At 65.8% G+C, this 13,496-nt stretch carries 13 protein-coding genes; 5 read left to right on the top strand and 8 right to left on the bottom strand.

Translation table 11 applies throughout. The features are described 5' to 3' along the window. The first annotated feature begins 73 nt into the window (after window positions 1-73). The 4 genes from BLT16_RS02740 to cynS are packed head-to-tail and all read left to right on the top strand — an operon-like array spanning window position 74 to window position 3,768. The gene (locus BLT16_RS02740) at window positions 74-1,492 is read left to right on the top strand and encodes a CmpA/NrtA family ABC transporter substrate-binding protein (RefSeq protein WP_089656999.1); all 1,419 of its coding nucleotides are present in this window, start codon (window positions 74-76) and stop codon (window positions 1,490-1,492) included. A 3-nt stretch (window positions 1,493-1,495) separates the two neighbouring features. Continuing rightward, complete coding sequence (ntrB, locus tag BLT16_RS02735) at window positions 1,496-2,356, top strand: nitrate ABC transporter permease (protein ID WP_089656998.1); 861 nt, start codon at window positions 1,496-1,498, stop codon at window positions 2,354-2,356. Window positions 2,357-2,372: 16 nt separating this feature from the next. Beyond that, entirely contained in the window at window positions 2,373-3,335 is a 963-nt protein-coding gene (locus BLT16_RS02730) for an ABC transporter ATP-binding protein (protein ID WP_089656997.1), read from the top strand. Beyond that, complete coding sequence (gene cynS / locus BLT16_RS02725; protein WP_089656996.1) at window positions 3,328-3,768, top strand: cyanase; 441 nt, start codon at window positions 3,328-3,330, stop codon at window positions 3,766-3,768. Before BLT16_RS02730 ends, cynS begins: the two co-directional genes overlap by 8 nt. A 4-nt stretch (window positions 3,769-3,772) precedes the next feature. On the opposite strand, the gene BLT16_RS02720 is transcribed toward cynS, so the two are convergent. Then, window positions 3,773-4,618 (bottom strand): fructosamine kinase family protein, encoded by an 846-nt coding sequence (locus BLT16_RS02720; RefSeq protein ID WP_089656995.1) that lies wholly within the window; start codon window positions 4,616-4,618, stop codon window positions 3,773-3,775. A 127-nt stretch (window positions 4,619-4,745) separates the two neighbouring features. Here BLT16_RS02720 and BLT16_RS02715 point away from each other — a divergent pair, with 127 nt between their 5' ends. Then, window positions 4,746-5,057 (top strand): YqfO family protein, encoded by a 312-nt coding sequence (locus tag BLT16_RS02715; RefSeq protein ID WP_089656994.1) that lies wholly within the window; start codon window positions 4,746-4,748, stop codon window positions 5,055-5,057. Here the strand turns inward: BLT16_RS02715 and BLT16_RS02710 are convergent. Genes BLT16_RS02710 through BLT16_RS02680 form a run of 7 tightly spaced genes read right to left on the bottom strand, consistent with a single transcriptional unit; the run spans window position 5,027 to window position 13,496 of the window. Then, the gene (locus BLT16_RS02710; protein ID WP_089656993.1) at window positions 5,027-6,529 is read right to left on the bottom strand and encodes a mannitol dehydrogenase family protein; all 1,503 of its coding nucleotides are present in this window, start codon (window positions 6,527-6,529) and stop codon (window positions 5,027-5,029) included. The two genes, BLT16_RS02715 and BLT16_RS02710, sit on opposite strands and share 31 nt — an antisense overlap. A 13-nt stretch (window positions 6,530-6,542) precedes the next feature. After that, the gene (tal, locus tag BLT16_RS02705; RefSeq protein WP_089656992.1) at window positions 6,543-7,508 is read right to left on the bottom strand and encodes a transaldolase; all 966 of its coding nucleotides are present in this window, start codon (window positions 7,506-7,508) and stop codon (window positions 6,543-6,545) included. A 51-nt stretch (window positions 7,509-7,559) separates the two neighbouring features. Next, a complete protein-coding gene (xylB, locus tag BLT16_RS02700; RefSeq protein WP_089656991.1) occupies window positions 7,560-9,050 on the bottom strand; it encodes a xylulokinase in 1,491 nt (496 codons plus the stop codon). After that, window positions 9,050-10,537, bottom strand: coding sequence for a mannitol dehydrogenase family protein (locus BLT16_RS02695; RefSeq protein WP_089656990.1), 1,488 nt, complete (start codon window positions 10,535-10,537; stop codon window positions 9,050-9,052). Before BLT16_RS02695 ends, xylB begins: the two co-directional genes overlap by 1 nt. A 45-nt stretch (window positions 10,538-10,582) precedes the next feature. Next, window positions 10,583-11,203, bottom strand: coding sequence for a nucleoside/nucleotide kinase family protein (locus BLT16_RS02690; RefSeq protein ID WP_089656989.1), 621 nt, complete (start codon window positions 11,201-11,203; stop codon window positions 10,583-10,585). Window positions 11,204-11,247: 44 nt separating this feature from the next. Further along, entirely contained in the window at window positions 11,248-12,546 is a 1,299-nt protein-coding gene (locus BLT16_RS02685; RefSeq protein WP_089656988.1) for a D-tagatose-bisphosphate aldolase, class II, non-catalytic subunit, read from the bottom strand. Then, entirely contained in the window at window positions 12,543-13,496 is a 954-nt protein-coding gene (locus BLT16_RS02680; protein WP_089656987.1) for a sugar kinase, read from the bottom strand. The genes BLT16_RS02685 and BLT16_RS02680 overlap by 4 nt, the downstream gene beginning before the upstream one ends.

The raw sequence follows: 13,496 nt of genomic DNA, 5'->3' as shown, positions 1-13,496 counted from the left end.
CGCCGTGACTCCCACCACTGCACCACCGCGGCGCATCTCGATGTCCCATTGCTTCCGTGAGGTGAACAACAACATGAGCGATCACAACGACCACAACAGCCTGGGCAACCCCTTCGATCACCGCCAGTCGCTGATTCACGGCCGCCACTGCGATTGCCACGACTGCCGCCATGACGCCGCTGCCAGCCTTGCGCCTGGCAGTGGCAATGCCAAACGCGACGCCCTGCCGGCCAATAGCGAGGAGATGATGGACCGCGTGGTCGAAAGTGCCTTGGTGCGCGGTATGTTTGGCCACAGCGACATGCATCGCCGCCAGTTCATGAAGCTGGTCGGCGGCGGTACCGTGGCCGCCGCACTGGCCAGCCTGTTCCCGATGGATGCCATCAAGGCGGCGGTCAAGGAGGACCTTGGCCCGTTGGAGAAGACCGAACTCGACGTCGGCTTCATCCCCATCACCTGCGCCACGCCGATCATCATGGCCCACCCGATGGGCTTCTATGAGCGCTACGGTCTCAACGTCAACGTGATCAAGACCGCCGGCTGGGCGCTGATCCGCGACAACTCGCTCAACGATACCTTCGATGCGGCGCATATGCTGTCGCCGATGCCGCTGGCCATGAGCCTGGGTGCTGGCTCCAGTCGCCGTTCCTTCATTACCCCGGCGATCGAAAATATCAACGGCCAGGCGATCGTGCTGCACAACGATCATCAGGACAAGCGTGACCCGCAGCAGTGGAAGGGCTTCACCTTTGGCGTGCCCTTCGAGTACTCGATGCACAACTTCCTGCTGCGCTACTACGTTGCCGAACACGGCCTCGACCCGGATCAGGACATCCAGATCCGGGTGATTCCGCCTCCCGAGATGGTCGCCAACCTGCGCGCCGGCAACATCGACGGTTTCCTGTCACCGGACCCGTTCAATCAACGTGCGGTCTATGAGCGCATCGGCTTCATTCATCTGCTGACCCAGGAGATCTGGGACGGTCACCCGTGCTGCGCCTTTGCCACCAGTGCCTCCTTTGCCCGCGAGAACCCCAACACCTACGGTGCCCTGCTGCGCGCGATCATCGACGCCACCCAATACTCCTCGGATCCGTCCAATCGTTCCGAGATCGCCGAGGCCATCGCACCGACCAACTACCTCAATCAACCGGTCAACGTCATCGAGCAAGTCCTTACCGGGCGTTTTGCCGACGGCCTGGGCGAGGTGCGTGATGTGCCCGATCGCATCGATTTCGACCCCTTCCCGTGGCATTCGATGGCGGTGTGGATTCTTACCCAGATGAAGCGCTGGGGCTATATCGACGGCGATGTCGACTACCAGCAGGTCGCCCGTGATGTGTTCCTGGCCAGCGAAGCCGGCGACGTCATGCGCGAGCTTGGCTACGACGCCCCCGAAGAAACCGCGCGCAACTACCAGATCATGGGCAAGACCTTCGACTACACCGCCCCCGAAGCCTATCTCGACAGCTTCGACATTCGCAGGAGCTAACTCATGGACCGCACAACCACTGAGTGGAACTTCAGTCTCAACGTCCGCGCCGGCATCCTAACCGTCGTGCTACTGGCGTTGTTCGTCGGCCTCTGGGAGGGCCTCAACCGGGCACCGATCCTCGGCGGCGGGGGCGCTGAACTCAGCGAGTACGAGCAGTTGTTGGCCGGCGCCGATGAGACCGCCCGGGTACCGCCTCCTTCGGAGATCGCGGTGCGCGCCTGGGAACAGCTTTCGGACCCGTTCTACGACGCTGGCCCCAACGACAAGGGGATCGGCATCCAGCTCGGCTATTCGCTGTTTCGAGTGCTGACCGGTTACTTTGCCGCCGCGTTGATCGCAATTCCCATCGGCTTCCTGGTCGGCATGTCGCCACTGGCCTACAAGGCGCTCAACCCCTTTATCCAGGTGCTGCGGCCCATTTCGCCGTTGGCCTGGATGCCGCTGGCGCTATTCATCATCCGTGACGCCCAGGCCTCGGCGATCTTCGTAATCTTCATCTGCTCGATCTGGCCGATGCTGCTCAATACCGCCTTCGGCGTGGCCGGGGTCAGGCAGGACTGGGTCAACGTCGCTCGCACCCATGAGCTATCGCCGCTCAAGACCGCTTTTCAGGTGATATTGCCAGCCGCGGCGCCAACCATCCTCACCGGCATGCGTATCTCTATCGGCATCGCCTGGCTGGTGATCGTCGCCGCCGAGATGCTCGTGGGCGGAACCGGCATCGGCTACTACGTGTGGAACGAGTGGAACAACCTCGACCTGACCAGCGTGATCTTCTCGATCCTGCTGATCGGCGTGGTGGGCATGCTGCTCGATCTGGGCCTCGGCGCCGTCGCCAAGCTGGTCGCCTACCAGGAATAACGTTCAGGAGAGAGACATGAGTCACGCCTTCGTAGAAGTCCAGCAAGCCGCCAAACGCTTTCCCGGCGCCAATGACGGTGATGACCTGACGGTGTTCGAGAATGTCAGCTTCACGCTCGAGAAAGGCGAATTCGTCTGCATCATCGGCCACTCAGGCTGCGGTAAGTCGACCATCATGAATGCCCTGGCCGGCCTCGATCAGTTCAGCGACGGCGCCATGATCATGGAGGGCAAGGAGATCGACGGCCCGAGTCTCGAGCGCGGCGTGGTGTTTCAGAACTACAGCCTGCTGCCGTGGCTATCGGCGCTGCAGAACGTGCGCTTTGGCGTTCGCGCCCGCTGGAAGGACTGGGATGATGCCAGGGTTACCCAGCACAGCCTTAGCTACCTCGAGATGGTCGGCCTCAAGGACGTGGTGGATCGCAAGCCTGCGCAGCTTTCCGGCGGCATGCGCCAGCGAGTCAGCATCGCCCGTGCCTTTGCCACCAAGCCTGAGCTGCTGCTGCTCGACGAGCCATTCGGTGCCCTCGACGCTCTGACGCGTGGTGTCATCCAGGACGAACTGATCAAGATCTGGAGCAAGGATAGGCAGACAGTGTTCATGATCACTCACGACGTCGACGAGGCGATCCTGCTCGCCGACCGTATCTTGCTGATGACCAACGGTCCTGAAGCGCGCATCGCCGAGGCGGTAGAGATCGACTTGCCGCGACCGCGGCAGCGCAGCGAGATCGTCAAACACCCGCACTTCTATACCATCCGCAACTATCTGGTCGATTTCCTGGTAAGCCGCTCTGGAGCGCTACGCACCGCCGATCTCGACCGGCGCGGACTGCACTACCCCGAATCGGTCAACCCGGTCGAGCGCGCCTCGACCGCGGCCGACACCCCACCGGCGACCGACGGCCAGCCCGCGTCTGCCGGCACCCGAAGCGACACTCTGGTTACCTTCACCCCCAAGGAGACGCATCATGGATAAGCTCGAAATGCGCCACACCCTACTCGCCGCCAAGGCCCGTAAACAGCTCAGCTGGGAGGCCATCGGCAGCGCCGTCGGCATGTCACCGGTATGGGTCGCCTCGGCCTGCTACGGCATGAACAGCGCCAGTCACGAGGTGGCCCACAAGCTGTGCGACGTGCTCGGCGTCGACAGTGAAGCCGCCGACGCGCTCAAGGCGTTCCCGACCAAGGCCTGGGACGAGGCGATCCCCCAGGATCCCTTCGTCTATCGTCTCTACGAAGTGGTCGGCGTCTATGGCGAAACCCTCAAGGACGTGGTCCAGGAGAAGTTTGGCGACGGCATCATGAGCGCCATCGACTTCACCATGGAGGTCGACAAGGTCGAGGATCCCAAAGGCGACCGGGTGCTGCTGACCCTCAGCGGCAAGTTCCTGCCCTATAAGTCTTGGTAAACAGCTAGTCCTGGTAGGCCTCGACCTGCTCTACCGCCCGCTCGACTCCACCGCGGTAGCCACCGCCGAACAGCAGCAGGTGGTTGAGTAGCGGATATAAATGGAACAGCGCCTCGCGCCGCGGCCAGTCGTCGGGGCGCGAGCCGTTCCAGTAGGCCTCGAAGAAGGCCTCCCCCGGAGAGCCGAACAGCGTCAGCATCGCCAGGTCGACCTCCGGGTAGTGGCGATAGACCGCCGGGTCGATCAGCGCCGGGCCGCGCGGGGTATATAGCACGTTGCCGCTCCACAAGTCACCGTGCAGCAGGCTCGCCGGCGCATCCGGCAGCCAGTGCTCGAGATTTTCGGCCAGCGTTTCGATGCGCTGGCGCAGACCGGCATCCATCAGGCCGCGCTCTTGGCAGGCCGCGGCCAGCGGCAGCAATCGACGCTCACGTTGAAACGCACGGCCATCGGCAAGCGCTGCGTTGGGCTGTGGCGTGAGCCCACAGGCGTTATCCCGCGGCCAGCCATGGTCGGGCGCGGTGAGCGCATGTAATGCACGCAGCCCGTCGCCAAGGGCACTGGCATCTCCGGCTTCACGCCGTGAAGACTGCAGCGCCTCCATCACCAACCACGTATCCTGCTGGCCATGCACCTCGGGCACCACCAATCCGCTGCTAGCCGCATGCAGGGCGCGAAGGCCGTCGGCTTCACCGCTCAGCCGCTCGGGGTCATCACGCTTGACCACCACCGGCCCCTGATCGGTGTCCAGCCAATGGACAGTGGCGCTGTCGCCCCCGGCCATGGCCTGGGGCTCGCCCCGCGGCGTCAGTGACAGCGACATCAACAGTCTCTCAAGCGTTGCGTCCATGATGGCCTCCCTGGATATTGGTGCCTCTTTCACATCCTGCCATGACCTCCCCCCCAGCTGGCAAAGCACCCTCGGCTATGGCACAAGGAGGCGTACAGTAGCGCGACACACCCCACAGGAGCGATCCATGTACAAACTGGCTTTCTACGTCCCGCTGGATGCCGCCGAGACGGTCAAGGAAGCGGTATTCGAGACCGGTGCCGGGCGCATCGGCGACTATGAGGCGTGCTGTTTCGAGACCCGCGGCCACGGCCAGTTCCGGCCGCTGGCTGGCGCCGATCCGCATATCGGCGCGGTCGGCGAACTCGAGCACGTCGAGGAGCTCAAGGTCGAACTGGTCTGCGAGGACGACATCATTCAATCCGCCTTGGCCGCCCTCAAGCTGGCGCACCCCTATGAGGAGCCAGCCTATGACGTCTGGCGATTGGAGGAACTCTGAGCGCCTTGGTCGACATAGCCTCTGATCGCCGCGCGGACGCCTTGCGCCTCGATCAGCGTGAGCCAGCCGGCGAAAGCGGCCGATAGCCTTGGCGTGTCGGCCAACTCGTGAAACACCTCGCGAATCGTCAGAAAGACCTGCGGGTCGCGCACGGCCTTGCGCGCCCCCGCTTTAAGCCGCAGCGCCAGGGGATCCGAGATCACCGGAACCTGCGACGCCTCGCCGGCCACCCGGCAGTAGTGGCACCACAGCGCCAGCTCCAGCGCCAGCCCCTGGATGGGTAATCCCAGGGTCAGGGCATCGCGAATGGCCGGCAGGATGAACTTCGGCTGCCGCGTCGAGCCATTGGCGCAGAGCCGTGCAACGGTGTCACAGATCTCGGCATTGCCGAAACGCGCCACGACGCTCTCCAGATAGCTGGGGTACGCCACGTCGTCGATCACACTCAAGGCGGGGATGATCTCCCTGTGCTGCAGCGCCAGGAGCCAGCGGCGGATATCCGGATCTGCCATGGCGTCATGCACATAGCGGTGCCCCAACAGCGCGGCAACATAGGCAATACAGGCATGCCCGGCGTTGAGAATCCTCAGCTTCATCGTCTCGTAGCGGGAGACATCGTCGACGAATTGCACCCCAACCCGCTCCAGTGGCGGGCGACCGGCGCTGAAGCGCTCCTCGACGATCCACTGCCGGACGGGCTCACACACCACCGGGGCGGCATCCTCGATGCCGAAGCGACGCCTCACCAGCGCCCGCTCTCGATGGGTGGTGCGGGGCGTGATGCAGTCGACCATCGAGTTGGGGAACGCCACCTCACGGGTGATCCATCCAGCCAGGTCGGGATCGATGAGCTCCGCCATGCCCACCACCGAGCGGCGGGTCACATCGCCGTTCCCGGGGAGATTGTCGCAGCAGAGAACGGTGAAGGGAGGATGGCCCTTGGCCCGGCGATCGGCCAGCGCCCGCACGATCATACCGAACACGGTCGTCGGTCGAGTCGGGGCGGCGGCATCGGCCAGGATCCGTGGATGGTCGGCATCGAAGCGGCCCGTCGCCGGCTCGAGAAAGTAGCCGCCTTCGGTGATGGTCAGCGAGACGATACGGATGCGCTGGTCGGAAAGCGCCTTGATGATGGCCCCGGCGTCGACGGGAGCAAAATCGACCATTGAGCCGACAACTCGGGCTGAGATTGCCCCTGGTTCGAGATCAACGATGGTGGACAGCCAATCCTGCTTCTGCAGACGCCGGCGCATCCTGACATCCGCCGGCATGACACCGGCGCCGACGATTCCCCAGTCGTAGGCCTCCCCGCGCTCGAACAGCCGCTCCAGGTACATCGCCATGTGCGAGCGGTGAAAGTTACCCAGCCCGATATGCAGTATGCCCGGTGCCAGCCTACGGCGATCATAGGCCGGCACCGTCACCCGGTGATGAAGGCAAGCGAGCGCGTTCTGGCTGAGCGATACCTCCATCGGCGTCCCCCGGTCACCCTCCCAACCGCTGGGCGAGTTTCTCTTCCAGCGTGCGCTGATCCTCGTCGAAGCGGCGAATCCCTTCGGCCAGCTTGTCGTTGGCCATGGCGTCCTGATTGTGGCCCCAGCGGAACCCAGCTTCATCCAGTTTGGGACTGGGCGCCGCATTGGCGGCAGGCTGCATCGACACCTTGGGCGCCACCTCGCCGTCGCTTGCCGCCAGTTCCTCGAGCAGCGCCGGCGAGATGGTCAGCCGCGGGCAGCCGGCCAGCGCCAGCACCTGGCCGGTGGTGCGGAAGCTGGCGCCCATCACCACCGTGTCGTAGCCACCGCGGCCTACGCGTTCGCAGACGCCGCGCACGAACTGCACGCCGGGATCCTCCTCGGGCGTGTAGTCACGGCCGGTTTCCTTCTTGTACCAGTCGGTGACCCGCCCCACGAAGGGTGAAACAAGGAATACCCCGGCGTCGAAGCAGGCCTGGGCCTGAGCCTCGCTGAACAACAGGGTCAGGTTGCATTGGATGCCCTCGCGCTCCAGGCGCTCGGCGGCGCGAATGCCCTCCCAGGTAGAGGCCAGCTTGATCAGCACGCGATCGCGCCCCACACCACGCCGTTCATAAAGCTCGATCAGCTCATGGGCCTTGCGTACGCTGGCCTCTTCATCGAACGATAACCGCGCCGCCACCTCGGTGGAGACGCGCCCCGGCACCAGCTGGCTGACCTCGCTGCCAATGGCCACCGCCAGGCGATCCACGGCATGGGCCAGGCGCGTCTCGCGGGCGACCGCTTCCGACTCGACCGCCGCCAGCTCGGCGTCGATCAGGTCCTGATAGCCGGGTAGCGCAAAGGCCTTGAGCAGCAGCGAGGGATTGGTGGTGGCGTCCTGGGGCTGATAGCGGCGAATCGCTTCGAGATCACCGGTGTCGGCCACCACCAGTGAATGGTGTTTCAATTGATCGAGTTGGCTTGTGGATGACATCGTGATAGCGCTCCTGATAGTAGATAACCAAATACTGAGCTCGCCTGCCGCTCAAGGCGCCAGGCCATGGCGCTCGGCAAGCGCCCGGTGGTAGCGCGCATAGACCTCGCGATAGGCGGCCACGGCGTTCGGTTCGGGGTCGGCCAGTGAGCCGGCATCGAGATGCACCAGCCGCGCACACAGTGCCTCCAGCGTCACGCCATGGGCGTGCTGATGACACCAGGCGGCCTGCAGCGCCGCACCCAATGCGGCAGCGTCGGTGACCTCGGGGCAGATCACCGGCGTGGCGGTGACATCAGCCACCATTTGCCGCCATACCGGGCTCTTGGCCCCGCCGCCGATCAGGCGAATCTGGCTGGCCCCCTCGGTCAGCGAGCCAAACAGGTCGAGGCCATAGCGCAGCCCAAAGGTGGCGCCCTCCATCACCGCGCGACATAGGTTGGCCTGGGTGACGTTGGCACCGCTTAGGCCGAGAAAGCTGGCAGTGGCTTCGGGTAGCATCGGCACCCGTTCGCCGTTGAAGAACGGCAGTACGGTGACGCCCTCGGCGCCCACCGGGGCGCTGGCAATGTGCTCGCCGAAGGTAGCCAGATCGAGACCAAAGAGCTCACGTACACGGGTGGTGGCCGAGGTCACGTTCATGGTGCAGATCAGCGGTAGCCAGCCGCCGGTGCTGGAGCAGAAGTTGGCGACCATGGCACTGTCGGCGATCACCGGCGCCGGCGAGTAGGCGCACACCGTGCCTGAGGTCCCCAAGCTCATGGTCACCAGGCCAGGGGTGATATTGCCGGTACCGATGGCGCCGAGCATGTTGTCGCCGCCGCCGCTCGACACCAGCACCTGGCTAGACAGGCCCAGCTCCCGGGCCAGCGCCGGGCGCAGCGTACCAGCCGGCTCGCTGGCCTCGATGATGCGCGGCAGTACTCGCTGCGGGTCGAGCTCGGGGGCGATGGCGGTGAACACGTCCTCGCGCCAGCCGCGGGCGCGGGTGTCGAAGTAGCCGGTGCCGGAGGCGTCGCCAGCCTCGGTGACGCGTTCGCCGGTCAGCCAGAAGTTGAGGTAGTCGTGGGGCAGCAGCAGGCTCTCGATGCGCCGATAGGCCGCCGGCTCGCAGTCGCGCAGCCATGCCAGCTTGGAGGCGGTATAGCCGGTCTGCAACACCAAACCGAGCTTGTCGAGGCAGCCGGCTTCGCCGCCCAGCCGCTCGACCAACGCCGCGTTGTGTGCGGCGGTTTCGGTGTCGCACCACAGCTTGGCCGGATAGACCGGCTCGTCGTTGCCATCCAGTGCGACCATGCCATGCTGCTGACCGGAGACCCCGATGGCGCGCACCGCCAGCGGGTCGACCTCGGCACGACGCAAGGCGTCAGCCAGCGCCCCGCGCAGCGCCGCAACCCACTCGCCGGGATCCTGCTCACGGCGGCCATGGTCCCCTTCGATCAGCGAATGTGGCCGGCTGGCCTCGGCGAGTATTGCACCGCGCTCGACGTCGACCACCACCACCTTGGTACTCTGGGTTCCGCAATCCACCCCGATATACATCATGCCGTCCCTTTCGACTGAACCAACCTCTCGAGGGTAGCGCGTGCGCCACGTTCGTGCAGCGACCCCAACGCGTCTAGATAGGCCTCGCGAAAGCGCGGCTGCTCGGCGAGGTCGCCGAACAGCTCGCGGTTTTCAATGAACGCCGTCGGCCGGCTGCGGTTATCGGCAGCAAGCGCCATCAGTGGCTGCTTGAGCCGATCCACCACCTCAATCAGCTGCCCCTGTTCGTCACGACCCTCGGCGTAGCGGGCCCAGCTTGCTACCACGGCTGCGCTGCGCCGGATCTTGCCGTCTCGAGCGAGCTGCTCGCGAATCACCGGCACCAGCCATTTGGGAATCCGGTCCGAGCTCTCGGCACACAGCCGCGCCAGGGTATCCTTGACCTCGGGATTGGCAAAACGCTCGATCAGCGTCAGGCGATAGCGCTCCAGGTCGACACCCGGCACCGGGGCCAGGGTCGGGCTGCCCTCCTCGCGCATGTAGCCCAGCAGGAACTCGACGAACAACGGGTCCTGGCACACCTCGTGGGCGTAGCGATAGCCGGCCAGATAGCCGAAATAGCATAGCGCCTGGTGGCTGGCATTGAGCAGCCGCAATTTCATCAGCTCGTAGGGCTCGACGTCCTCGACCACCTGCACACCGGCCTGCTCGAGGGCGGGCCGCCCTGCGTCGAAGTGATCCTCCAGTACCCACTGAGTAAAGGGCTCGCAGACCACCGGCCAGGCGTCTTCGACGCCAAACCGCGCGGCCAGCTCGTCGATATCGGCCGTGGAAGTCACCGGGGTGATGCGATCGACCATCGAGTTGGGGAACGCCACCTCGGCGGCCAGCCACTCGCCCAGTTCAGGATCACGGGCCCGCGCATAGGCGCTGAACATCTGCTTGGCGACTTCGCCATTGCCCTGGATGTTATCGCAGGACATCAGCGTAAACGGCGGGATGCCCTGGGCCCGTCGCCGCACCAGCGCCTCCACCACCAGGCCGAAGGTGGTACTCGGCCGTGACGGTGTGGCGAGATCGGCTTGTATCTGGGGGTTGTCGAGGTCGAACTCGCCGCTGACGGAGTGAAAATTATACCCCCCCTCGGTAACGGTCAGCGAGACGATGCGGATCGCCGGATCGACCATGCGCTGGATCACCGCCTCGGGGTCATCCGGTGCGAACAGATAGTCGATCATGCTGCCGATCACCCGCGGCTCATAGTGGCCATCGGGGTGCTTGACCACCAGGGTATAGAGGTGATCCTGGGCGGCCAGTGCCTGCTGCATGCGCTTGTCGCCGGGCATCACTCCGACCCCGACGATGCCCCAGTCGAGGGCTTCGCCTTGATTCATCAAGGTATCCAGGTACATGGCCTGATGAGCACGGTGAAAGCCGCCCACGCCGATGTGGACGATACCCGCCGAGACGGCCCCACGGTCGTAGCGTGGACGTTCAACGTCAGCGGGCAGGCTGGATAGCGTGGTGGTGTCGAGGGCTGTCATGGCATGCCTCCAGTGGCAAAAGTGTTCGGCCCACCCGGGACCGGCTCAGCGCCAGACCAGGTCGGGGGTTCGCGAATGCCGCTTGACCAGCCGGGCATTGCGCATGTCCTTGTTGCGTGCCTTGTCGAGGGCGGCCGCGGGGTCCTGCCCCATGCCCCGCCAACGCTCGATCAGCCGTCGCTCGAGCTCGGCATCCTCGACCTCGAGCATCACGCTGAGGTCGAACAGCGGCGCCAGTTCGCGCCATGGCGACTGATCGAGTAGTAGATAGTTGCCCTCGACCAGAATGATGCGGTGCTCAAGCGTCACCAGGCGGCCCCCCGCACGGGCCAGATCCAGGGGGCGGTCGAAGACCGGCACCGCCACTGGCGCCTTGGCATGGCGGATGCGCTGCAGATCGGCGTGCAGGCCATCCACGTCGAAGGTGTGCGGCGCCCCCTTGAACGGCAGCCGTTCGGGACCGAGCACCGCGTTGTCGAAGTGGTAACCGTCCATCGGGACCACCACCGTCTGGCCAGGCAATTCCACTTCAAGGGCCTGGCGTAGACGTTCTGAGAGCGTCGATTTACCGGCTCCGGGTGGTCCGGCTAGAGCGACCACGAAGCGCTCGGCATCCGCTGCAGCGGCGATGATATGCGTGGCAACGGCATGCGGTTCAGGGCTCACGACACGTCTCCTTAATGAGAAAATAAAGGCGCATGATATCCCGCTCAGACCGTCGTATAGCCGCCCGCGGGCTGGCAGGCCTCGGCGTAGGCGCCGAGGGTCAGGTTGATGTGGTGGCGCACCAGCGAGCGGGCGTCGGCCGCGAGCTCGCCGCGACGGATGGCCTGGTACTGCTGCGGCAGGTACTGGCTGATCAGCGTCGGCGGTATCGCTGCCGCGTCGAGCGCCTCGAACAGCCCCTCGACCGCGGCGGCCACCTCAGGCTGGGCCCAGTAGTAGCGGCTACGGTCACTGAGGCTGTAGCGGCGCGCGAAGCGCTGCTCGTCACCACTCCCCTCGTAGTAAGCCTGCCAGTAGCGCGGCTCGACCCGCATGGCGACCTCCAGGGTCTCGCGCAGCGGCGTCTTCCACGCCACCCCTGGGGCTTCCAGGGCGATATGGTCGAGGGCGAACAGCGCCTCGCGCAGGGCAAAGGTCAGCGCCGGCCCCACCTTGAGGATCGCGAAGTGGCCTTGAACCAGCGCACGATAGGCCTGCGGCGTCTGATAATCGGTGGAGTGGGCCTCGAACACCAGGTCGGGCCACGCGTGGATGGCTGTGCTCAGCTCAGCGGCGGCGGCCGGCACGAAGTCGATCACCTCGGTATGGCCGAACTCCACGCCGGGCTGCACCACCACCGCCCGCACCCGCGACCAGGCCTCAGCCACCCCCTCGGCGGCGAACACCGCGCGATGGGTCTCCAGGGTCGTCTGTAGCTCGTCGGTGCCGGTCACGGCGAGGGTATCGAGGTGCTCTTGGGCGCCGCCGGGCACCGGCACCTCGGTACCGATCACATAGCGCAGCCGGTCACGCCGCTCGCTGGCTGCCTGTTCTGCGGCCCGCGCCAGCCGCACGGCCCGCGCTGCGACCGTGGCATCGTCGAGCGTCGTCGGGTCATCGCCGCAGGGCATGCTGGCGTCGAGGTGCAGCTTGGTGAAACCGGCTGCGGCGTAGGCGGCGACCATCGCCTCGGCCTTGGCCATGGCCGCCTCGGCGGGCTCGGCCTGCCACGGCGAAGGCCCCAGATGGTCGCCGCCGAGGATCAGCCGCGCCTCCGGCAAGCCCAACCGCTCGGCCAGGGCCAGCACCCGGTCGCGAAAGTCGGCCGGCGTCATGCCGGTATAGCCGCCCTGCTGGTTGACCTGGTTGCAGGTGGCTTCGACCAGCAGCGGCGTACCATCGACCAGGGCGCGCTCGATGGCCGCCTCGAGCACCAGCGGGTGGGCCGAGCATACCGAGGCGATACCCTGCGCCTCACCGCGGCGGTTGGCGGCCACGATGGTATCCAGCGGATGATCGCTCATTGGTCGTCTCCCGCGGCGTCCAGGCGCCGCTTCAGGGTGGCAAGATCGCTGCATCCCTCCATCGGCCCCAGCACGGTTACGGCATGCGCACCGGCGGCATTGGCCAGCCGCAGCGCCTGGCGAAGATCGCGACCGGCGGCCAGGGCGGCGATCAGCGCGCCACCAAAGCAGTCGCCGGCACCGGTGGGGTCGACCTCTTCCACGTGTAGCCCGGGCACCTCGAGACGCTCACCGTCGCGGTAGGCCACACAGCCCGCCGCGGCGCGCTTGAGCACCAGCAGCGACATGCGGTGTTCGGCCATTAGTCGCGCCACGCTGGCGTCCATGCCTTCCCCCGGAGCGGCCAGCCATTCGAGGTCGGCATCGCTGGGCAGGAAGATGTCGCAGCCGGCCACCAGCGCGAGCAGCGCCTCGCGCACGCCCGGCCGCTCGACCAGCTCGGGCCGCACGTTGGGATCGAAGCTGATCTGCCCGCCGTTCTCTCTGACCCGCGCCACCAGACGCCGCACAATGGCGATGGCGGCCGGCGACGAGAGCGACGAGCCCATCACATGGCAGTAGCGACACGCCGCCAGACGCGCCAGCTGGGTGTCGTCGAGGGTCTGCTGGCCGGCGGCGCTGTGTGCCAGGTTGAAGATGAAACGGCGGCTGCCATCGGCCTGGTAGCTGACGAAGGCAGTGCCGGTGGGTCGTTCAGGGTCGCGCTGCACCGCGCCGACGTCGATGCCATCGTCGCGCAGCCTAGCCACGATCAGATCGCCGAAACCGTCGTCACCCACGCGGCCGGCGTAAGCCACCCGCACGCCCATGCGCGCGGCCTGGGAGGCGAAGATGGCCGGGGCGCCGCTGGGAAACGGGCCGTGGAAGCGACCGGCCGCATCGAAACGCTGGTCGCGGGCCTCGGCCATGAACTCGGCGAGCAGTTCGCCGCTGGTGGTGATATCGAACAT

The sequence above is a fragment of the Franzmannia pantelleriensis genome, from assembly GCF_900102875.1.
Lineage (GTDB): Bacteria > Pseudomonadota > Gammaproteobacteria > Pseudomonadales > Halomonadaceae > Franzmannia > Franzmannia pantelleriensis.
This window is presented reverse-complemented; position numbering and strand designations above follow the sequence as displayed.

Bases quoted from the DNA above. Each gene is read 5' to 3' on its own strand.
- ntrB (WP_089656998.1), top strand. From the start codon at position 1,496: ATGGACCGCACAACCACTGAGTGGAACTTCAGTCTCAACGTCCGCGCC.
- BLT16_RS02710 (WP_089656993.1), bottom strand. From the start codon at position 6,529: ATGGAGGTATCGCTCAGCCAGAACGCGCTCGCTTGCCTTCATCACCGG.
- BLT16_RS02715 (WP_089656994.1), top strand. From the start codon at position 4,746: ATGTACAAACTGGCTTTCTACGTCCCGCTGGATGCCGCCGAGACGGTC.
- BLT16_RS02720 (WP_089656995.1), bottom strand. From the start codon at position 4,618: ATGGACGCAACGCTTGAGAGACTGTTGATGTCGCTGTCACTGACGCCG.
- BLT16_RS02685 (WP_089656988.1), bottom strand. From the start codon at position 12,546: ATGAGCGATCATCCGCTGGATACCATCGTGGCCGCCAACCGCCGCGGT.
- BLT16_RS02695 (WP_089656990.1), bottom strand. From the start codon at position 10,537: ATGACAGCCCTCGACACCACCACGCTATCCAGCCTGCCCGCTGACGTT.
- BLT16_RS02680 (WP_089656987.1), bottom strand. From the start codon at position 13,496: ATGTTCGATATCACCACCAGCGGCGAACTGCTCGCCGAGTTCATGGCC.
- xylB (WP_089656991.1), bottom strand. From the start codon at position 9,050: ATGTATATCGGGGTGGATTGCGGAACCCAGAGTACCAAGGTGGTGGTG.
- BLT16_RS02730 (WP_089656997.1), top strand. From the start codon at position 2,373: ATGAGTCACGCCTTCGTAGAAGTCCAGCAAGCCGCCAAACGCTTTCCC.
- cynS (WP_089656996.1), top strand. From the start codon at position 3,328: ATGGATAAGCTCGAAATGCGCCACACCCTACTCGCCGCCAAGGCCCGT.
- tal (WP_089656992.1), bottom strand. From the start codon at position 7,508: ATGTCATCCACAAGCCAACTCGATCAATTGAAACACCATTCACTGGTG.
- BLT16_RS02740 (WP_089656999.1), top strand. From the start codon at position 74: ATGAGCGATCACAACGACCACAACAGCCTGGGCAACCCCTTCGATCAC.